Annotated in this window: 16 protein-coding genes and 2 tRNA genes; 15 read left to right on the top strand and 3 right to left on the bottom strand. The window is 71.6% G+C overall.

Annotation, left to right across the window (positions count from 1 at the left end; translation table 11 throughout):
* Positions 1–60: 60 nt before the first annotated feature.
* Positions 61–495: a cytochrome c gene (locus D0Y53_RS08005; protein WP_233511711.1), complete on the top strand. Its 435-nt coding sequence runs from the start codon at positions 61–63 to the stop codon at positions 493–495.
* A gap of 220 nt (positions 496–715) precedes the next feature.
* Here the strand turns inward: D0Y53_RS08005 and D0Y53_RS08000 are convergent, their stop codons facing one another.
* Entirely contained in the window at positions 716–1,207 is a 492-nt protein-coding gene (locus D0Y53_RS08000; protein WP_117202803.1) for a methyltransferase, read from the bottom strand.
* 206 nt (positions 1,208–1,413) lie between these two features.
* Here D0Y53_RS08000 and D0Y53_RS07995 point away from each other — a divergent pair, with 206 nt between their 5' ends.
* From D0Y53_RS07995 to D0Y53_RS07945, 11 genes are all read left to right on the top strand, one after another.
* Entirely contained in the window at positions 1,414–2,343 is a 930-nt protein-coding gene (locus tag D0Y53_RS07995; RefSeq protein ID WP_117202703.1) for a ZIP family metal transporter, read from the top strand.
* A 61-nt stretch (positions 2,344–2,404) separates the two neighbouring features.
* On the top strand, positions 2,405–2,794 hold the full coding sequence (locus D0Y53_RS07990) for a DUF2946 family protein (RefSeq protein ID WP_158550618.1): 390 nt from the start codon (positions 2,405–2,407) through the stop codon (positions 2,792–2,794).
* A gap of 243 nt (positions 2,795–3,037) precedes the next feature.
* Positions 3,038–4,996, top strand: coding sequence for a TonB-dependent copper receptor (locus tag D0Y53_RS07985; protein ID WP_233511710.1), 1,959 nt, complete (start codon positions 3,038–3,040; stop codon positions 4,994–4,996).
* 161 nt (positions 4,997–5,157) lie between these two features.
* On the top strand, positions 5,158–5,655 hold the full coding sequence (locus D0Y53_RS07980) for a CinA family protein (RefSeq protein WP_117202701.1): 498 nt from the start codon (positions 5,158–5,160) through the stop codon (positions 5,653–5,655).
* 177 nt (positions 5,656–5,832) lie between these two features.
* The gene (gene lexA, locus D0Y53_RS07975; RefSeq protein ID WP_117202700.1) at positions 5,833–6,480 is read left to right on the top strand and encodes a transcriptional repressor LexA; all 648 of its coding nucleotides are present in this window, start codon (positions 5,833–5,835) and stop codon (positions 6,478–6,480) included.
* Between the two features lie 168 nt (positions 6,481–6,648).
* Complete coding sequence (gene recA / locus D0Y53_RS07970) at positions 6,649–7,692, top strand: recombinase RecA (RefSeq protein WP_117202699.1); 1,044 nt, start codon at positions 6,649–6,651, stop codon at positions 7,690–7,692.
* A 16-nt stretch (positions 7,693–7,708) separates the two neighbouring features.
* Positions 7,709–8,239, top strand: a complete 531-nt coding sequence (locus tag D0Y53_RS07965) for a regulatory protein RecX (RefSeq protein ID WP_117202698.1) — start codon at positions 7,709–7,711, stop codon at positions 8,237–8,239.
* A 331-nt stretch (positions 8,240–8,570) separates the two neighbouring features.
* On the top strand, positions 8,571–11,219 hold the full coding sequence (gene alaS, locus D0Y53_RS07960) for an alanine--tRNA ligase (RefSeq protein ID WP_117202697.1): 2,649 nt from the start codon (positions 8,571–8,573) through the stop codon (positions 11,217–11,219).
* Positions 11,220–11,381: 162 nt separating this feature from the next.
* Positions 11,382–11,624: a carbon storage regulator CsrA gene (gene csrA / locus D0Y53_RS07955; RefSeq protein ID WP_117202696.1), complete on the top strand. Its 243-nt coding sequence runs from the start codon at positions 11,382–11,384 to the stop codon at positions 11,622–11,624.
* Between the two features lie 32 nt (positions 11,625–11,656).
* Positions 11,657–11,749: transfer RNA gene (locus tag D0Y53_RS07950), tRNA-Ser, on the top strand.
* Positions 11,750–11,818: 69 nt separating this feature from the next.
* A tRNA-Arg gene (locus D0Y53_RS07945) sits at positions 11,819–11,895 on the top strand.
* A 13-nt stretch (positions 11,896–11,908) separates the two neighbouring features.
* Here the strand turns inward: D0Y53_RS07945 and D0Y53_RS07940 are convergent.
* Positions 11,909–12,682, bottom strand: coding sequence for a hypothetical protein (locus D0Y53_RS07940; RefSeq protein WP_117202695.1), 774 nt, complete (start codon positions 12,680–12,682; stop codon positions 11,909–11,911).
* Positions 12,683–12,966: 284 nt separating this feature from the next.
* On the opposite strand from D0Y53_RS07940, the gene D0Y53_RS07935 reads away from it, so the two are divergent.
* Both D0Y53_RS07935 and D0Y53_RS07930 read left to right on the top strand, forming a co-directional pair.
* Positions 12,967–13,722, top strand: a complete 756-nt coding sequence (locus D0Y53_RS07935; protein WP_117202694.1) for a 4'-phosphopantetheinyl transferase family protein — start codon at positions 12,967–12,969, stop codon at positions 13,720–13,722.
* 197 nt (positions 13,723–13,919) lie between these two features.
* Positions 13,920–15,314 (top strand): TIGR03013 family XrtA/PEP-CTERM system glycosyltransferase, encoded by a 1,395-nt coding sequence (locus tag D0Y53_RS07930; RefSeq protein WP_117202693.1) that lies wholly within the window; start codon positions 13,920–13,922, stop codon positions 15,312–15,314.
* A gap of 21 nt (positions 15,315–15,335) precedes the next feature.
* Here D0Y53_RS07930 and D0Y53_RS07925 read toward each other — a convergent pair whose 3' ends face one another.
* Positions 15,336–15,731, bottom strand: coding sequence for a J domain-containing protein (locus tag D0Y53_RS07925; protein WP_117202692.1), 396 nt, complete (start codon positions 15,729–15,731; stop codon positions 15,336–15,338).
* A 323-nt stretch (positions 15,732–16,054) separates the two neighbouring features.
* Here D0Y53_RS07925 and D0Y53_RS12875 point away from each other — a divergent pair.
* The coding region (locus D0Y53_RS12875; RefSeq protein WP_158550617.1) for an amino acid adenylation domain-containing protein at positions 16,055–20,017 on the top strand (3,963 nt) is incomplete at its 3' end.

Here is a 20,017-nt window from a genome sequence, read left to right as displayed (position 1 = left end):
AGATCATTCGAGGAAGTTCGCATGCGACCAAGACGTTTCCCCCGCACCACCCTGACCGTCATGACGGCCGTGACCGCTGCCGCGCTGCTGGGGGCCGCGTCCTGGGCCGCGGTGGCCGGGGCCGCGCGCGCACCCGACGGATCGGCGCTGCGCACGATCATGCGCGAGATGGGCCGCGACATGCAGGTCGTCACCGACGGCATTGCCCGCGAGGACTGGGCGCTGGTGGCGAAGACCGCGCCGCGCCTGGCCGACCATCGGCAACCGCCGCTGGCCGAGAAGATGCGGGTGCTGGGCTTCCTCGGCAACGACGCCGGCGCCTTCCGCCAGCACGACGCGCGGACCAAGCAGGCGGCGCAGGCGCTGGGACAGGCGGCGCAACGCCGGGACGGCGAGGCGGTCATCGCGTCGTTCGCCACGTTGCAGCGCAGTTGCCTGGCCTGCCACCAGCGCTTCCGCCAGCCTTTCGTGGAGCATTTCCGTGGGCAGCCCTGATCGGCGCCGCGGCAGCCCACTCGGCCACGCCAGCTGCCCGTCATTGCTCGGCGCGCAGCAGCCGGCCCGGCACAGCCGCATCGAGTTCGTGCGGCGCGTGCCTGACGCCGGGCCGATACCGCGGCGCTGTATCAGGCATTGGGTGGAGGCGCGCTAGCGGACGCGGTCGCGTAGCCGGCGCCGGACGCGGATCGAACGCGGCGGTCGCCTGCTTCGCGCTTCAGCGGCGCAGGCGCAGCCAGCGCGGCACCCGCGCGACGTAGGCCGCATAGGCGGCGCCGAAGCGGGCGGCCAGATGGCGCTCTTCGCGCCGGATCGCCAGCCGGTCGACCAGCCATGCGGCCACCAGCGCCGCGGCGACCATCCAGGCCGACGGCAACGCCAGGCCCACGCCGGCGAGCAGCAGGGTATTGCCCAGGTAGATCGGGTTCCTGCTGAGCGCGAACACGCCATCGGTCAGCAGCCGGTCCGCGCCGCGGTGCGGCAGGATGTTGGTGTGTGCGCGGCGCATCGTCGCCATCGCTGCCAGGTCCAGGGCGATGCCGGCGGCGGCGAGCGCCAGCGCGAGCGGCCGCAACCAGCCGGGCGGCGTCCAGCCGGCCGCGGGCAGGGGCCAGAGCAGGTCCAGGACGAGGGCGACCACGACCGCGGCCAGATAGATGAGCGGCGGCCACGGAATCCGGTTGGGGCGGATGCTGAAATCCTGCGGCATCGGCAAGTCCTCGCGCGGTGCGTCCGCGCCGGGTCGGCGCGGCCTGCAGTCGTGCTGCGGCAGCATCGGCCCCGGGCCGGGCCGCCGCAAGCGCCGGCGCAGGGTGCGCGTCGCACCGGGCTACCATGGCACCGGGCCGTCGCACGCGGTGGCGCAAGCCGGCAGCCTCGACCCTCCGGTTCACCTCCTCGAAGCGAGGCCGAACGATGCAATTCCCAGCTGCCTCCAGGCCGCGATGGTTCCCGCTGCTGCGTGCGCACGTGCGTGCGAACCGGGCCTCGGCGCTGTGCCTGGGCGTGGGTCTGGCGGTAATTGTCGCGCTGCTGCTGCAGGGGCTGTTGCGGCTGGCCACGGGCGCGCCGGTGCCGGGCCTGCGGCTGGCGTTGCTGGGTGGCACGGCGGGTTGCACGGCCACCGCGCTGGGCGCGCTGCCGGCGCTGGGGCTGCGCCGCCTGCCGCAGCGGGTCGAGGACAGTCTGCTGGGCTGCGCGGCCGGGATGATGCTCGCGGCCGGAACCTTCTCGCTGCTGCTGCCGGGCCTGGATGCGGCGGCCGACATTCTCGGCAGCAAGGCGCTGGGGGCCGGCGCTGTGGTCGTGGGCATGGCGCTGGGCGTGGTGCTGATGCTCGGCCTGGACGCCTTCACTCCGCACGAGCACGCCAGCGTCGGCACCCGCGGCCCGGCCCCGGAGCGCATTCGCCGGATCTGGTTGTTCGTGTTCGCCATCGCCCTGCACAACCTGCCCGAGGGCATGGCGGTCGGGGCCAGCTTCGCCCGCGCCGATCTGGCGGTGGGGCTGCCGGTGACGGTGGCGATCGCGCTGCAGGACATTCCCGAAGGACTGGCGGTGGCGCTGGCGCTGCGCGGCGCTGGCTTCACGCCGCGTCTGTCGGTGCTGGTGGCGGCCGCCAGCGGCCTGCTGGAGCCGGTCGGCGCGCTGCTCGGCGTGGCCCTGTCCAGCGGGTTGGCGCTGGCATATCCGCTGGGCATGGGGCTGGCGGCCGGGGCGATGCTGTTCGTGGTCTCGCACGAGGTCATCCCCGAAACCCATCGTCGCGGCCACCAGACCCCGGCGACCCTGGGGCTGATGGCCGGGTTCGCGCTGATGATGGTGCTCGACACCACCCTGGTCTGAGCGCTGCGGCCATCGCCGCAGGGACTCGGCAAGCGCGAGCCCGATCCCTACAATGCGCGCCGTGATCCACGCCCGCGCCTTCCGCCGAACGATGCACTGCCTGGCGCTGGTCGCCGCGCTGTTGCTGGCGCTGCTCCCGACCATGGGCCGCATGGCGGAGTTGCGGCCACAGGCGGACGGGGTGTGGGCGCAGATCTGCACGCTCGCCGGCCTGCAGCAGGTGCAATTGCCCGCGCTCGACCCGGAGCCGTCGCCGCCGAGCGGCGACCGCGGCATGGATTGTGCCTACTGTCCGCTGCTCAGTGCGCTCGCGCCGCTGCTGCTGTGGGCGCTGCTGCTGTTGTGGCCGCAGCCGGCGGCAACACCGATCCCGGCCCTGCGCGCGCCGCCCCGCGGCGGGCGCGGCCACCCCAGCGGCCTGGGTTCGCGCGGGCCGCCCATCGCACTCTGAAACACAAGCCACCCGACCCGACCGGCGGCGTCGCCGCCGGCGCCTTGTGCTTTTGGAGTTGCCATGTCGATCCTTCCCGTCGCGATGCCGCGTGCATCGTGCCTGGCCGCGTCTGTCGCGGCCGCGTTGCTGTTGTCCTGCTCCGTTTCGGCCGCGGAACCGCGCGCCGATGAACCCCGCGCCGATAACCCACGTGCCAATGAACCCCGCGCCGATCAACCTGCGGAAGCGCCGCAAAGCGAGGTGCCGGTCCTCGATGCCGTGGTGGTGACCGCGGTGCGGCCGAGCTCAGCGCTGACCTTCGAAACCGATCCGAAACTGCCGCGGCAACCGGTACCGGCCAGCGACGGCGCCGATTACCTGAAGACCATTCCCGGCTTCGGCGCGATCCGCAACGGCGGCAGCAACGCCGACCCCGTGCTGCGCGGGATGTTCGGCTCGCGCCTGAACCTGCTCAGCAACGACGGCGCGATGCCCGGCGCCTGTCCGTCGCGGATGGACAACCCGCTGTCCTACGTCTCGCCCGAGAACTACGACCGCCTGGTGGTGGTGAAAGGCCCGCAGACGGTGCTGTGGGGCCCGGGCGCGTCGGCCGGCACGGTGCGCTTCGAGCGCGAACGCCGGCATTTCCAGTCCCGCGAGCTGCAACTGGGCGGCAGCCTGCTGGGCGGTTCCGCCGGCCGCAACGACCAGGTGCTGGATGCCACCCACGGCGCGCCATCGGGGTATGCGCGGCTCAACGCCAACCGCTCGCACGCCGACGACTACGAGGACGGCGACGGTCGCACGGTCGCCTCGGCCTGGAACAAGTGGAACAGCGACCTGGCGCTGGGCTGGACCCCGGATGCGCACACCGTGCTGGAGTTGTCGGCCGGCTTCGGCGACGGCGAAGCGCGCTACGCCGGGCGCAGCATGGATGGTGCGCAGTTCGTGCGCGAAAGCTACACGCTGCACTTCGCGCACGAGCGCCCGGAGGGCCGCCTGGGCGCGATCGAGGCGAGTGTGTACCGCAACCTCGCCGACCACGTGATGGACAACTACAGCCTGCGCCAGCCCAACCCAGCCGGGCCAATGCCGATGCCGATGGCCTCCAACGTCGAGCGCCTGACCAGTGGTGGCCGTGTCGCCGCCCGCTGGCGCGGCGACGGCTTCGAGGCGACCGCCGGGCTGGACGCGCAGGACAGCCGCCATCGCCAGCGCAAGGCGCCGGGGCGCGAGGCCTACCGCGCGCAAGCCTGGGCCACCGACGCACGCTTCGACGACGTCGGCGCATTCGGCGAGGTCGCGTGGCGCGCGGGTGGCCGCGACCGGCTGGTCGCCGGCGCACGCGTCGATCGCGCATCGGCCACCGATGCGCGCGTCACCGTCGGCAGGATGCCCACGCCGAACCCGACCGCCGGCGTCACCCGCCACGAAACGCTGGGTGCCGGTTTCCTGCGCTGGGAGCGCGTGCCGGGCGAGGGCGCGCTGGGCGGGTACATCGGCCTCGGCCGCAGCGAGCGCATGCCGGACTACTGGGAATTGTTTTCCGCCGACCGCGGTCCGGCCGGCGCGGCCAATGCGTTCGCCGGGCTGGACACCGAAAAGACCACCCAGCTCGACCTCGGCCTGGAGTACCGCAGCCGCCGGGTCGCCGTCTGGGTCACCGCGTATGCCGGACGCATCGACGACTACATCCTGTTCACCTACCAGTCCGGCGGCATGCGGCCGACGACATCGGTGGCCGGTGTCGACGCCGACATCCACGGTGGCGAGCTGGGCATCGAACTCCGCCCCGCGGACCACTGGCTGCTGGGCGGCACCCTGGCCTACGCTTGGGGCGCGCAGCGCGACAACGGTCTCGCGTTGCCGCAGATGCCGCCGCTGGAGGCGCGGCTGTCGCTGGGCCGGGAAGGAGAGCGCTGGTCCTTCGGCACACTGCTGCGCGCGGTGGCGGCGCAGGAGCGGATCGTGCTCGACCAGGGCAACGTGGTCGGCCGCGACCTCGGCCCCAGCGCCGGCTTCGCCACGTTCGCGGTCAATGGCGGCTATCGGTTCGGCGACCGGCTGCAGCTCACCGCCGGCATCGACAACCTGTTCGACCGCGGCTACAGCGAGCACCTCAATCTCGCCGGCAATGCCGATTTCGGCTATCCCGCCGACCCGGTGCGGATCGGCGAACCCGGTCGCACGGTGTGGATGAAGTTCAATCTGACGTACTGAGCGGATCCGCACGACGGCAGCAGACGCCCTCCCCGCGGGAGGGCGTTCACGCGCACGGGCGGCGACGAGCGTGACATCATGCTGCGGCGTGAGCGCCGCGCGCCGGCGCCCGACACGCCCTGCAAAGGCCGCCTGCTGCGGTCTGGATCAAGTCCCCGCGCATGCCCGCTCTCGACGACGCCGCACTCCAAGGCCTGGCCGAACGCATCGGCCGACACCTGCACCGCACCCGGCAGATGCTGGTCACCGCCGAAAGCTGCACCGGCGGCTGGATCGCCAAGACCGTCACCGACGTCGCCGGCGCCTCGGACTGGTTCGATTGCGGCCTGGCTGCCTACAGCTACGAGGCCAAGCAGGCGTTGCTGGGCGTGCGTCCGGAAACGCTGGAGAGTCACGGCGCGGTCAGCCGCGAGACCGTGATCGAGATGGTGTCGGGCGCGTTGGTGCATTCCGGGGCCACGGTCGCGGTGGCGGTCACCGGCATCGCCGGGCCCGGCGGCGGCACCGTCGACAAGCCGGTGGGCACCGTGTGGATCGCGTGGAAACGGCGCGGCGGTTATCCCACCGCCCAGGTATTCCGTTTCGACGGCGACCGCGAGGCGGTGCGGCGGCAGACCGTGGCGGCCGCACTGCGCGGCCTGGAGACGGTCGCCGACTGAGCGGCGCGGAGCCTGGCACCCGGGCGGTGCGGCGGTTGCGTCGGGGTGCCCGCGGGCCGGCCGTGCGACCCCCGGAGACGGCGCAGGCCTGCTCGGCGGCGCAGCCGGGGCGTTGGCGCGGCCCCATGGGGCAGGGCGCTTGACGGCTGACAGGAATTAGCAGTATTACTACTAACCATGTCGCTGACCGATACCCAGCACGCCATCCTGGCCCTGATCGCCGAACGCATCGAGGCCGAAGGCATGCCGCCGTCGCAAGCGGAGATCGCCCGCGCCTTCGGCTTCCGCGGCGTGCGCGCGGCGCAGTACCACCTGGAGGCGCTGGAGGCGGCGGGCGCGATCGAACGCATCCCCGGCCGTGCGCGCGGCATCCGCGTGCTGCGGGCGCCGCCACCGCCGCAGCGCGCACTCGCGCTCGCCGCCGACGACGCCGCGCTGCACCTGCCGGTGCTCGGGCGAGTCGCCGCCGGCGCGCCGATCGGCGCCGGCAACGACGGCCTCGAGGCCGAGGAACTGCTGATCCTGGACCGCGTGCTGTTCTCGCCCGCGCCCGACTACCTGCTCAAGGTGCAGGGCGATTCGATGCGTGAGGAGGGCATCTTCGACGGCGACCTGATCGGCGTGCACCGCACCGCCGACGCGCGCTCGGGCCAGATCGTGGTGGCGCGGATCGACGACGAGATCACGGTCAAGCTGCTCAAGGTCGGCCGGGACCGCATCCGCCTGCTGCCGCGCAACCCCGACTACGCCCCGATCGACGTGCGACCCGACCAGGAGTTCGCCATCGAGGGCCTGTACTGCGGCCTGGTGAGGCCGCACCGGTGACGGCTGCGCGTGCCCGCTGCGCGGCGTTTCCCGACACGCGGGCACGGGCTTGCCGGAAGGATGTCTCCCGGACGCGCGTCTATCTTCGCTCCCGGTCCGCGGCGGTCTCAGTCCGCGCGACCCGCACCCCCTAACCTGCACTCACGCCACCACACCGAGGAATCCGCGATGGACGAGAACAAGAAGCGCGCCCTGTCGGCCGCCCTGAGCCAGATCGAAAAGCAGTTCGGCAAGGGCTCGGTGATGCGCATGGGCGACCGCGCCGCGGTGGCCTGGGAAGTGATCCCCACCGGGTCCCTGCAGCTGGACATCGCGCTGGGCATCGGCGGCTTCCCCAAGGGCCGCGTGATCGAGGTCTACGGGCCGGAATCCTCGGGCAAGACCACGCTGACGCTGCAGGCGATCGCCCAGTGCCAGAAGGCCGGCGGCACCGCGGCCTTCGTCGATGCCGAGCATGCGCTCGATCCGGCCTACGCACAAAAGCTCGGCGTCAACGTCGACGACCTGCTGGTGTCGCAGCCCGACACCGGCGAGCAGGGGCTGGAAATCGCCGACATGCTGGTGCGCTCCAACGCGATCGACATGGTAGTGGTGGATTCGGTCGCTGCGCTCACCCCGCGCGCCGAGATCGAGGGCGAGATGGGCGACCAGCTGCCGGGCCTGCAGGCGCGGCTGATGAGCCAGGCGCTGCGCAAGCTGACCGGCAACATCAAGCGCAGCAACTGCACCGTGGTGTTCATCAACCAGCTGCGGCACAAGATCGGGCAGATGATGCCCGGCCAGAGCCCGGAGACCACCACCGGCGGCAACGCGCTCAAGTTCTACGCCTCGGTGCGCCTGGACATTCGCCGCATCGGCTCGGTCAAGAAGGGCGAGGAGATCATCGGCAACCAGACCAAGATCAAGGTGGTCAAGAACAAGATGGCGCCGCCGTTCAAGGTCGTGTTCACCGAGATCCTGTACGGCGAGGGCATCTCGCGCGAGGGCGAGCTGATCGACATGGGCGTGGACGCCAAGCTGGTCGAAAAATCCGGCGCCTGGTACAGCTACGGCGACGAGCGCATCGGCCAGGGCAAGGAAAACGCCCGCCAGTACCTCAAGGAAAATCCGGCCGCCGCCGCCAGGCTCGAGGCCGCGTTGCGCGAGAAGCTGGTCCCGCAAGTCGCCTCGGCGGCCGCCGCGGAAGCGGTGGACGAGGACGGCGAGGCCTGACTCGCCGACGCCGCGCATGTCGCAGGACGACGGCAGCGATCGGTCGCACGGGGACCCGTCCCGGGCGTCTTCGCGCAAGCCATCGCGCCGGCAGGAGTCCACGCCGGCGCAGCGCGCGCTTGCACTGCTGGTGCGGCGCGAGCACTCGCGGCCGGAGCTGACCCGCAAGCTGCTGGCGCGCGGCATCCCCGCACAGGACGCCGAAGCCGCGGTCGCGCAGATGGCCGCGGCCGGCTGGCAGGACGACACCCGCTTCGCCTGCAGCCTGGCCCGCGCCCGCGCCGGTGCCGGTTACGGCCCGTTGCGGATCCGCGCCGAGCTCGCCAGCCACGGCCTGGACGACGACGCGGTCGCCGCGGCGTTCGCGGCCCTGTCGCAGGCCGGCGAGGACGATTGGCCGACGCGCGCGCGGGAGCTGGTCCGGCGCCGCTTCGGTCCCGCCCTGGCCGGCGTTCCGGGCCGGCGCAAGGCCGCCGATTTCCTGCTCCGCCGCGGCTACGACGGCGACTGCGTGCGCGCGGCGCTGCGCGAGGCGCCGGACGACTGACCCCCGCCGCGCGCATGGGCGCGCAATCCGCGAAGGCGCCGCGGTTCCCGGGCCGATCCCGTCCGTCCGCCGGTATCCGCGGCGCCGCACGCGCATGCCATCGTCCGGGGTTGTCGGCCTCCGGCGGCTGGCGGATCGATCCCGTCCACCGGCCGGTGCCCACGGCGCCGCACGCGTGCGCCGTCGTCCAGGGCGTCGGCCTCGACGCAGCCGGGGCGCGGGCTGGCGGTCCGGTCTGCTAACCTAAACGGCATTGGGTTGCCTGCTCCAGCCTGCGCCTGCATCTTGGGTCCGTGGGCTTGACGCCGCGCCCGTCCGCAATCCGACCCCCATGAAAACCACCGCCGAAATCCGCCGCGATTTCCTCGACTTCTTTGCCGCCCGCGGCCATACCATCGTGCCCTCGGCACCGTTGGTGCCGGGCAACGATCCGACCCTGCTGTTCACCAACTCCGGCATGGTCCAGTTCAAGGACGTGTTCCTGGGCGCGGAAAAGCGCAGCTATGTGCGCGCGGCCGACGTGCAGCGCTGCCTGCGCGCCGGCGGCAAGCACAACGACCTCGACCAGGTCGGCTACACCGCGCGTCACCACACCTTCTTCGAGATGCTGGGCAACTGGTCCTTCGGCGACTACTTCAAGCGCGACGCCATCGCCTGGGCCTGGGAACTGCTGACGCAGGTGTGGAAGCTGCCGCCCGAGCGCCTGCTGGTCACCGTCTACCACACCGACGACGAGGCTTACGGCATCTGGCACGACGTCGTCGGCCTGCCCGCCGAGCGCATCGTCCGCATCGGCGACAACAAAGGCGCGCCGTTCGCCAGCGACAACTTCTGGCAGATGGCCGACACCGGCCCCTGCGGCCCGTGCACCGAGATCTTCTACGACCACGGCGCGCACATCCCCGGCGGCCCGCCCGGCTCGCCGGACGAGGACGGCGACCGCTTCATCGAGATCTGGAACCTGGTGTTCATGCAGTTCGACCGCCAGCCCGACGGCACCCTGCTGCCGCTGCCGGCGCCCTGCGTGGACACCGGCATGGGCCTGGAGCGGCTGGCGGCGGTGCTGCAGGGCGTGCACGGCAATTACGAGATCGACCTGTTCCGCCGCCTGATCGCCGCCGCCGCCGCGCTGACCGGCACCGCCGACCTGGACAACAAGTCGCTGCGGGTGATCGCCGACCACATCCGCGCCTGCAGCTTCCTGATCGTCGACGGCGTGCTGCCCTCCAACGAGGGCCGCGGCTACGTGCTGCGCCGGATCATCCGTCGCGCGTTGCGCCACGGCTGGATGCTGGGCGTGCGAGGCGAGTTCTTCTGGAAGATGGTCGCGCCGCTGGTCGAAGCGATGGGCGAGGCCTATCCGGAACTTGTCGACCAGCGCGGCCTGGTCGAGTCCGCGCTGCGCGCCGAGGAGGAGCGCTTCGGCGAAACCCTGGAACACGGCATGCGCATCTTCGACGAGGTCGCGGCGAGCGACGCCGTCGGCCCGGCGCGCGTGATCCCTGGCGCCGAGGCGTTCCGGCTGTACGACACCTACGGCTTCCCGGTCGACCTGACCGCCGACATCGCGCGCGAGCGCGGGCTGACGGTGGACATGGCCGGCTTCGACGCGGCGATGGCGCAGCAGCGCGCGGCCGCGCGTGCGGCCGGCAAGTTCGGCGGCGGCGCGACGTTGCCGGCGGAACTGGTCGCGCATCTGCAGCCGACGCAATTCCTCGGTTACGACACGCTCGCCGCCGACGGCCTGGACGTGGTCGCGCTGCTCCGCGACGGTCGTCCGGTGGAGTCGATCGCGGCCGGCGAGGAGGCGATCGTGCTGCTGGCGCGCACGCCGTTCTACGCCGAGTCCGGCGGTCAGGTCGGCGACGCCGGCGTCCTTGAGGGATCGTCGGGCGTGCGCTTCGCGGTCGCCGACACGCTGAAGCTCGCCGGCCAGTTCCATGGCCATGTCGGCCGGCTCGAAACCGGTGCCCTGCGTTGCGGCGACAAGCTGGCCGCCTCGGTGGACGCGCCGCGCCGCGGCGCCATCGTGCTCAACCACAGCGCCACCCACCTGCTGCACGCCGCCTTGCGCCAGGTGCTGGGCACGCATGTCGCGCAGAAAGGCTCGCTGGTCGCGCCCGACCGCCTGCGCTTCGACTTCTCGCATTTCCAGCCGATGACGGCCGACGAACTGGCCGAGGTCGAGCGCCGCGTCAATGTCGAGATCCGCGGCAACCACGCGGCCGAAGTCCGGCACATGGGCATGCAGGAGGCGCTGGACTTCGGCGCGATGGCGCTGTTCGGCGAGAAGTACGGCGAGCGGGTGCGGGTGCTGCGCATGGGCGACACCTCCACCGAGCTGTGCGGCGGCACCCATGTATCACGCACCGGCGACATCGGCTTGTTCAAGATCGTGTCCGAGGGCGGCGTGTCCGCCGGCGTGCGCCGGATCGAGGCGGTGACCGGGCAGGGCGCTCTCGACCACATCGCCAGGGAGGAACGACGCCTGGACGAAGCCGCGCGGCTGCTCGGCGGCAACAGCGCCGACCTCGGCGACAAGCTGCGTACCCTGCTCGAACGGCAGAGAAAAATCGAGCGCGAACTGGAGGCGCTGAAAGCCAGGGCCGCTTCCGGCGCGACCACGGACCTGGCGACGCATGCCATCGACGTCGCCGGGGTCCGGGTGCTCGCCGCGCGCCTGGAGAACTTCGACGCCAAGGCGCTGCGCGAGGCGGTGGACCGGCTCAAGCAGCAGCTCGGCGATGCGGTGATCGTGCTGGCCGGCGCCCGCGACGGCAAGGCGGCGCTGGTCGCCGGCGTCAGCGGTGTGGCGACGGGCAAGGTCAAGGCCGGGGAACTGCTGGCGCACGTCGCCGCGCAGATCGGCGGCAAGGGTGGCGGCCGTCCCGACCTCGCGCAGGGTGGCGGCGACGATGGCCCGGCGTTGACCGCGGCACTGGCCGGGGTCGGCGATTGGGTGCGCGCGCGATTGAACTGAACACGTACTGTCGCGTCTGGTCCAACCCGCGACTCGGGACTTTTTTCCCGGTCGCGGGTATGGCCGGATCGGTTAGTATCCGCGGTTGTTTATGAAAGTGAAGGCAAGCCCCCGGACCGGGGGCGAACCGCAACGGGACCGCCGGCCCAACGGAGAGCTGCAATGTTGATCCTTACCCGCCGCGTCGGCGAAACCCTGATGATCGGCGACTCGGTCACCGTCACCGTGCTCGGCGTCAAGGGCAACCAGGTGCGCATCGGCATCACCGCGCCCAAGGACGTCGCCGTGCACCGCGAGGAAATCTACCAGCGCATCCAGCGTGGCGATGAAGGCGGCGCCGCGTCGGGCGCAACACCCGAGTCCGGCAAGCAATCCGGCAGCGGCAATTTGCCGCAGGCGGAGTGAGCCGGTATCCTTCCGCGCTCGCCTGACCTTCCGGAGACTTGCCCGAGAGGCCGAAGGGGCTCCCCTGCTAAGGGAGTATGGGGTCAAAAGCTCCATCGAGGGTTCGAATCCCTCAGTCTCCGCCAGACCCGGTCAGCGATCGAGCAACAAACGGATTGACCAGGTCCCACCGGATTCGGCACAATTCCGCTTCTGCGCCCGTAGCTCAGCTGGATAGAGCACCAGGCTACGAACTTGGGGGTCGGGAGTTCGAATCTCTCCGGGCGCGCCATCAAGACGAAGGGTCAACGGGCCAGTACCCGTTGGCCCTTTTGCTTTTCCGGCAGCGGCTGCATCGCGGTGGCGGCATCGAATCGCAGGCGTACTTCGCCATGGTGCCCGGCGAGGTAGCGCAGCAGGGCATGGATGAAGAGGATCGTGCCCAGCATCTCCATGCCTTCCTCCAGGCTCACCAGCAGGTGATAGGCCGCATTGCGGTGGCCATGGCCTTCGCGCCACCAGCCTTCGACCAGTTCGACACCCAGCGCGCCGCCCACGTAGATCGCCGCAGCCAGCGCAAACGCGATCGCGGTGCCCCGCGGCAGCCGCCACAGGAACGGCATGAAGTACGCGCCCAACACCGCGACCAGGACGATGCCGGGGATCACCCACGCGAAATAGAAGATGCCCAGCTGGCGGCCGCCGAGCAGGGCGCGCAGCGGCGCGATCAGGTGCTCGTGCAGTGCCAGGGATTCGTCCATGCCCATCAGCAGGAAACCGATCGCCAGCAGTGTCCATTTGGCCGCGTCTCGCGCGCCGTCGTGGCGCTCGAGCCTGGCGATCAACGCCAGCAGCGCGCTTGCGGACAGCAGCAGCGCGGTCGAGAACAGCGCCGGGAAGGTGTTCTCGCCATCCAAATCGACCAGAACCCTGACCAGCGCCAGGCCGGAGAAATATTCGTAGTTGGAGTGCAACCGGAACAACTGCAGGACGATGTTGCCGGCCACCAGCAGCATCGCCACCAGCGCCAGCCGCCAGGCGAGGGCCGACGGATCCAGCGAGATCTTGTTGGTGTCCATGACTCGGGCCGTTGCCCCGTGGCGCGCCTGCGGGAGCCGGCGCACGACCGAGCCAGGGCGTGCACCAGCCGTTCGCCGTTATTGCAACCACCGGGGATTCCCCCGTCCTCCTTAGCGCCGGCCCCGCCGTGCCTGCGGAACACAACGGCAGGGCGACGGCAGCCCGGTCATCGCCCCGCGACCGGCGCTGCCGGCGACGCGTTGGCCGTGGCGGGTGCCGGCCGGCGTTGTCCGATGCAGTTCCGCGGCGGTGTCCGCGGTCTGCAGCGATCCGGCGGGGGCGGATGTCCCGATCAGTCCAGCATGCCCCTGCAAGCGCAGTCACCGCGCATCTGCGGACGGCCTTCGGCGACGCCCTGCCTTCGCCGCAGTGGGCGCTGACGGCGTGGACTGGCGTGACGGTGCTGCTGATCGACACCGATGCGTGGGCGCGCTGGCTGCCCGCGGCGCGCGCGCTGCTGGATGCCGCCGAAGCGGCGCGCGTCCGGCGCCGGCGGCTGGCGGCCGACCGCGACCTGCTCACCTTGGCGTACGCAGGGCACCGCCTGCTGCTGGCGGCGGTGCTCGGCTGCGAGCCGGCGGCCGTGCCGTTGTTCCGGGATGCGCGCGGCTGCCCGCGGCTCGCCGGGTCTGAGCTCCGCACCAGCCTCAGTCATGCGGACGGTTGCGTCGCGCTGGCGGCGAGCGCGATCGGCCCGGTCGGGATCGACATCGAGCCGGCCGCACGTGCGATCGCGGTCCGCGACATCGCCGCGGCCATTTGCCATCCGGCCGAGGCCGCGGCGCTGTCCGGCCTGGATGCCGCGGCTCACGCGGCGGCGCTGCTGGACCTGTGGGTCCGCAAGGAAGCGCTGCTGAAGGCGGCCGGGATCGGGCTGGCGCGGGCGATGTCCAGCTTCCGCGCCAATGGCGGGGAGCTCACGGTCGCCGGCACCTGCCGGGTGCAACTGCTGGATGCGGGTCCTGCCTGGGCGGCTGCCGTTGCCGGTCCCGCGGCTGCGGCGGTGTCGAGCGCCTGGCTGCGGCCGCCTGCCGACTGAGCGCCGTCGCATCCGTCCGCGCCTTTCGTCGCTGGATTGCCGACGTTCACTCACGCGCGCGGCCGCGCCGCGACCGCGCCCGCGTTGCATGGGGAGCAAGCGCCCGATGGGGCCAGAGGTCGCGGGACTCCTGTCGTCTGCCCGATCGGCGCCGGCGCGAGGCATCTCCCCCGGATGCCGGGTATTGGTGATCTGCCGTGACGATCCTGCCGGCCAGCCGCAAAGATCGCGCCACCCTGGTGCTGTGGCTGCTGGAATGCGCCCTCACCGTCGCGGCCGGCCTGCTTGCGATCCGGCTGCGTTTCCTGCACGACCCGGCCGGCGAGGCGGCGTTCATGCAGACCGGCGTGCTGCGCCTGTTGCTGGTCGCGGCGTTCCTGACCATGGCGATGGCCGCGTTCGGCCTGTACCAGGTCCATGTGCGGCGCACGCCGATGGAGCTGCTGCTGCGGCTGGCGCTGTCGTTCGCCTTCGCGGGCGTCGTCCTGTCGGTGCTGTTCTACCTGGTGCCGCAGACCTATGTCGGGCGCGGCGTCCTGGTGCTGACGCTGGCTGGCGCCGGCATCGGCGTGACGACGCTGCGCTTCCTCGCCGAACGCGCCTTGCGTACCGAGGCTTTCCGGCGCCGCATCCTGGTGCTCGGCGCCGGCCGCAATGCCAGCCTGATCAACGACCGCATGCGTCGCAGCAGCGACCGGCGCAGCTTCACCCTGGTCGGCTTCGTGCCGCTGCCGGGGCAGCCGGCACTGGTCCCGGAGGCATTGCGGATCGACACCGACTTCGAGTTGCCGGAACTGGCGCAGTGGCTGCACGTCCACGAGATCGTGATCGCGCCCGACGAGCGTCGTGGCGGTTTGCCGATGGAGGGCATGCTCAAGTGCGCGCAGCGCGGGGTGCTGGTGACCGACCTGTCCACGTTCTTCGAGCGCGAGGCGGGGCAGATCACGGTGAGCGTGGCCGATCCGTCCTGGCTGGTGTTCTCCGGCGGTTTCGACCACTCGATGCCGCGGCGCCTGAGCAAACGTCTGTTCGACCTGATCGCCGCCTCGGCGCTGTTGCTGCTCGCCTGGCCGGCGATGCTGCTGGTCGCCCTGTGCGTGTGGCTGGAGTCGGGATCGCCGGTGCTCTACCGGCAGACCCGGGTCGGCGAGAACGGGCGCTGCTTCGAGCTCGCCAAGTTCCGCAGCATGCGCAACGACGCCGAGCAGGACGGGGTCGCGCGCTGGGCCAGCCGCGACGACGACCGCAGCACCCGCGTCGGCCGTTTCATCCGCAAGACTCGCCTGGACGAGCTGCCGCAGCTGTTCAACGTGTTGCGCGGCGAGATGAGCTTCGTCGGGCCACGCCCGGAACGGCCGCAGTTCGTCGACATGCTCAGCCGCGAGATCCGCTACTACTCCGTCCGCCACTGCATGAAGCCCGGGCTGACCGGCTGGGCGCAGTTGCGTTACCCCTACGGCGCTTCGGTCCGGGATGCCGAGGAGAAGCTGAAGTTCGACCTGTACTACGTCAAGAACCACGGCCTGCTGTTCGACCTGATGATCCTGCTGCAAACGGTGGAAGTGGTGGTGTTCCGGCAAGGTGCGCGCTAGCCGGGGCCGCCGCTCACCTGCCTATGGCCCGCGCTCCAGCAAGACCAGCAGGCCGAGCAGCAGGAGCAGCAGGAGGAAGGTGAAGCCGAGCCGGATCCGGGCCTGCGCCCGGCCGCGAGCGGCCACCGCGGGCGGCCCCGGGGCCGGATGCGGCCGGGCGAAACCCACGCCCCGGGCGGCGGATGCCGGAGCCGCGCCCGGCAGGCGCCCGTGGCGGCGATGGAAGCGGCGCGCCGTGGTGTACATCCAGATCAGGTTGCGCAGTAACGCGGCGGTGTCCGCCGATTGCGCGCCGGCCGCCGGGCGATCGGGCTGCAGCTCGGAAATGCGCCTGCGATAGGCGAGCTGGAGTTCGGCCAGGGTGCAGTCCGGCTTCAGTCCGAGTTGTGAATAGAGCAGAGTCAGGTCGGGTTTCATGGGGCCGTCCGGCGCCCATCCTAAGCGCGCTGCCGCGGCGCGCAAACAGGCATGAAAGAGCGGCGCGGCATGGCCGCAGCAACGGACTCTCGGCGTTTGCCCCGACACCAGCGCGATCCTCGCGGCGCGCGGTGAAGAAGCACGGCATGGCCGTTACTGCCTGGCAGTAACCGGCAGGGGCGCTGACCCGGCGACAGGCTTGGGCGGGGCACCCCGGCAGGAAGGCCGGTGTGAAGGCGCGATCGCGGGCAGGACAGGCGGCCATGGACACAGATTCGGCAAGTCCCCCGACATGCGACGCCAGCGTCGCGCGGGAACATTGCGTGCCGCAGCGGATCGAGCGGCACGCCGCCGGCACACCGGACGCGATCGCCGTGACCTGCGAAGGTGCATCGCTCAGCTATCGCGAACTCAACCAGCGCGCCAACCAGGTCGCGCATCGTTTGCGCGCGCTCGGCGTCGGTCCCGAGACCCTGGTGGCGATCGGCCTGGAGCGTTCGCTGGAGATGGTGGTGGGCCTGCTCGGCATCCTGAAAGCCGGTGGCGCCTACCTGCCGCTGGATGCCGCCTACCCGCGCGAACGCCTGCAATTCATGTTCGAGGATGCGCGCCCGGCGGTGGTGCTGACCTCGTCGCAGCAGCGCGACGCGTTGCCGGCGTACGACGGCCCGACGCTGCTGCTGGATGCCGGCTGGGCCGAGTTCGCGGCGCAGCCCGTGCACGATCCGGAGCCGCTGGCGCAGCCGGAGCATCTGGCCTACGTGATCTACACCTCCGGCTCCACCGGGCAACCGAAAGGTTGCCAGGTCACTCACGCCAACCTCGCGCGCCTGTTCACCGCCACCGCCGACTGGTTTGATTTCGGGCCGGCGGACGTGTGGACGTTCTTCCACTCCCACGCCTTCGATTTCTCGGTCTGGGAGATCTGGGGCGCGCTGGTGCACGGCGGTCGCGTGGTGGTGGTGCCGTACCTGGTCAGCCGCTCGCCCGAGCTGTTGCATGCGTTGCTGCTGCGCGAGTGCGTGACCGTGCTCAACCAGACACCCACCGCGTTCCGCGGCCTGATCCACGCCGACCTGGCCGCGGGCACGGACCCGGCCGCGCTGTCGCTGCGCTACGTGATCTTCGGCGGCGAGGCGCTGGAGCTGCAGATGCTGCGGCCGTGGTTCGAGCGCCACGGCGACCGGCAGCCGCAACTCATCAACATGTACGGCATCACCGAGACTACCGTGCACGTCACCTACCGGCCGATCGTCCGCGCCGACCTGGAGCGCAATGCCGGCAGCGTGATCGGGCGGCCGATCCCGGACCTGCGCGTGTTCGTGCTAGATCCGGATCGCGTGCCGGTTGCGGTCGGGGAGGTCGGCGAGATCCACGTCGGCGGCGCCGGCGTGTGCCGCGGGTATCTCAACCGTCCCGAACTCAACGCCGAGCGTTTCCTGGACTGGCAGGCGCCCGACGGCGAGCGCCTGCGGCTGTACAAGAGCGGCGACCTGGCGCGTGCGCTGGACGACGGCGACCTGGAACATCTCGGCCGAATCGACCACCAGGTCAAGATCCGCGGCTTCCGGATCGAGACCGGCGAGATCGAGAGCGTGCTGGTGCGCCACCCCGCGGTGCGCGCGTGCGCGGTGATCGCGCGCGCCGACGGACCCGGCGGCGAAGCGTGGCTGGTGGCCTACGTCGTCCCCGACGGCGAGCCGGCGACGCACGCGGCGCTGCGTGCGCACCTGGCGGCGGCACTGCCGGACTACATGCTGCCGGGCGCGTTCGTCGACCTGCAGGCGTTGCCGCTGACCGAGAACGGCAAGCTCGACCGCCGCGCGTTGCCGGCGCCGGTGCGCGAGCGTCCGCAACTCGCCGGCGCCTACGAGCCGCCGGTAGGCGCGCTGGAACAGTCGTTGTGCACGCTGTTCGCCGGGCTGCTGGGCATCGACCGCGTCGGCCGGCACGACAACTTCTTCGAGCTGGGCGGGGATTCGTTGCTGGCAGTGCGGCTGATGGAGCAGCTCCGGCAGGTGCATGCGCACGACACCCCGGGCGCGCTGCCCGCCTCGCTGCTGTTCCGCAGCCCCGCGCCCGCGGCGCTGGCGGCGGCGCTGGCGGACGGCGGCGCGGATGCGATCGAGGCGTCCCGGTTCGCGCGCGCCGATCGCAGCGGCGAGCTGCGGACGACGGCGACCGAGCCGATCGCGATCGTGGCGATGGCCGGGCGCTTCCCCGGCGCCGCCGACGTGGAGGCGTTCTGGCGCAACCTGTGCGAGGGCCGCGATTCGATCACCGTGTTCGGCCCCGACGACCTGGATCCCGCGATCGGCGCCGCCGAGCGCGACGACCCGGCCTACGTCGCGGCGCGCGGCGTGATCGACGGCGTCGAGCAGTTCGACGCGGCGTTTTTCGGCATCGGTCCGCGCGAGGCCGAATTGATGGACCCGCAGCAGCGAATCTTCCTGGAACTGGCCTGGGAATGCCTGGAGCGCGCCGGCCACGTGCCCGACGCCACGCCGGGACCGGTCGGGGTGTTCGCCGGGATGTACAACGCCAGCTATTTCCAGCGCCACGTGCTCGCCCATCCGGAGCTGGTCGACAAGGTCGGCGCTTTCCAGGTGATGCTGAACAACGAAAAGGACTTCATCGCCACCCATGTGGCGCACAAGTTGAACCTCACCGGGCCGGCGATCAGCGTGCACACCGCGTGCTCGACCTCGCTGGTGGCGATCTGCCAGGCCGTCGACAGCCTGCGCGGCGGCCAGTGCGACATGGCGCTGGCCGGCGGCGTGACCGTCACCTGCCCGCCGCGCAGCGGCTATTTCCACCAGGACGGGGCGATGCTGTCGCCCGACGGCCGCACCCGCGCCTTCGACGCCAATGCGCAGGGCACGGTGTTCAGCGACGGCGCGGCGATCGTGCTGCTCAAGCGCCTGTCCGATGCGGTGGCCGACGGCAACGAGGTGTTCGCGCTGATCCTCGGCGGCGCGGTCAACAACGACGGCGGCGGCAAGGCCAGCTTCACCGCGCCCAGCAGCGCCGGGCAGGCGGCGGTGATCGCCATGGCCCACGAGCGCGCGCGGGTGGATCCGCGCAGCATCGGTTACGTCGAGACCCACGGCACCGCCACGCCGATGGGCGACCCGATCGAGATCGAGGGCTTGACCCGGGCGTTCCGCCGCGGCACCGCCGATACCGGCTTTTGCCGCATCGGCTCGGTGAAGAGCAACCTCGGCCACCTGGTGATCGCCGCCGGCGCCACCGGCGTGATCAAGACCGCGCTGACGCTGACCGAACGCAAGATCCCCGCCAGCCTGCATTTCCAGACGCCCAATCCGGCGATCGATTTCGCCGGCTCGCCGTTCGTGGTCAACGCCGCGCTGAGCGACTGGCCCGACGGCGATGCACCGCGGCGTGCGGGGGTGAGTTCGTTCGGTGTCGGCGGCACCAATGCCCACGTGGTGCTGGAGGAAGCGCCGGTATTGCCGGCGTCCGAACCGGCGAGCGGGCCGCAGCTGCTGGTGCTCTCGGCGCGCACGCCGGCAGCGCTGGCGCGCGCCGGCGCGCGCCTGGCCGAACACCTGGAAGCGCAACCCGATGCGAACCTGGCGGACGTGGCCTGGACGCTGGCGGCCGGGCGCAAGGCGTTCGCCCAGCGCGCAGCGCTGGTCGCCGACGATGTCGCCGGCGCCGTCGCGCAGCTGCGCAGTCCGGAGTTCGCCGCCGCGGTCGCGCACGGCCGGCCGGCGCGGCAGAGTGACGTGGTGTTCCTGTTCCCGGGGCAGGGCGCGACCTACCCCGGCATGGGCCGCGGACTGTACGACAGCGAGCCGATATTCCGCGCGGCCCTGGACGAGTGCGCGCAGGGCCTGCGCGGCGTGCTCGGCTGCGACCTGCGTGAGCGCATGTTCAGCGCCGACCCGGCGGCGTTGCTGCCGACGGCGATCATGCAGCCGGCGACGTTCGCGATCGAGTACGCGCTGGCGCGGCTGTGGCTGAGCCTGGGCCTGACCCCGGCGGCGATGATCGGCCACAGCGTCGGCGAGTTCGTGGCCGCGACCCTGGCCGGCGTGTTCGCGCTGCCCGACGCGCTGGCGCTGGTGGCGCGACGCGGCGCGCTGATGCAGGCGCAGCCGGCCGGCGGCATGTTGTCGGTGCGGCTGCCGCTGGAGGCGCTGCTCGCGCGGCTGCCGGCGGAGTTGTCGCTGGCGGCGGAAAACGCGCCGGGCAGTGGCGTCGTCGCCGGCCCGTCGGCGGCGATCGCGGCCTTCCAGGCGCAGCTGGAGAGCGAAGGGATG

Source organism: Cognatiluteimonas weifangensis (assembly GCF_003416885.1).
GTDB classification, from domain to species: Bacteria; Pseudomonadota; Gammaproteobacteria; order Xanthomonadales; family Xanthomonadaceae; genus Cognatiluteimonas; species Cognatiluteimonas weifangensis.
Note: the sequence above shows the minus strand (reverse complement) of the source record. Positions and strands in the feature narration are given on the sequence as shown.

Excerpts from the sequence above, each read along its gene's own strand:
- D0Y53_RS07935 (WP_117202694.1), top strand. The coding sequence starts at position 12,967 with ATGTCCCGATCAGTCCAGCATGCCCCTGCAAGCGCAGTCACCGCGCAT.
- D0Y53_RS07980 (WP_117202701.1), top strand. The coding sequence starts at position 5,158 with ATGCCCGCTCTCGACGACGCCGCACTCCAAGGCCTGGCCGAACGCATC.
- alaS (WP_117202697.1), top strand. The coding sequence starts at position 8,571 with ATGAAAACCACCGCCGAAATCCGCCGCGATTTCCTCGACTTCTTTGCC.
- csrA (WP_117202696.1), top strand. The coding sequence starts at position 11,382 with ATGTTGATCCTTACCCGCCGCGTCGGCGAAACCCTGATGATCGGCGAC.
- recA (WP_117202699.1), top strand. The coding sequence starts at position 6,649 with ATGGACGAGAACAAGAAGCGCGCCCTGTCGGCCGCCCTGAGCCAGATC.
- D0Y53_RS08000 (WP_117202803.1), bottom strand. The coding sequence starts at position 1,207 with ATGCCGCAGGATTTCAGCATCCGCCCCAACCGGATTCCGTGGCCGCCG.
- lexA (WP_117202700.1), top strand. The coding sequence starts at position 5,833 with ATGTCGCTGACCGATACCCAGCACGCCATCCTGGCCCTGATCGCCGAA.
- D0Y53_RS07965 (WP_117202698.1), top strand. The coding sequence starts at position 7,709 with ATGTCGCAGGACGACGGCAGCGATCGGTCGCACGGGGACCCGTCCCGG.
- D0Y53_RS08005 (WP_233511711.1), top strand. The coding sequence starts at position 61 with ATGACGGCCGTGACCGCTGCCGCGCTGCTGGGGGCCGCGTCCTGGGCC.
- D0Y53_RS07925 (WP_117202692.1), bottom strand. The coding sequence starts at position 15,731 with ATGAAACCCGACCTGACTCTGCTCTATTCACAACTCGGACTGAAGCCG.
- D0Y53_RS07940 (WP_117202695.1), bottom strand. The coding sequence starts at position 12,682 with ATGGACACCAACAAGATCTCGCTGGATCCGTCGGCCCTCGCCTGGCGG.
- D0Y53_RS07995 (WP_117202703.1), top strand. The coding sequence starts at position 1,414 with ATGCAATTCCCAGCTGCCTCCAGGCCGCGATGGTTCCCGCTGCTGCGT.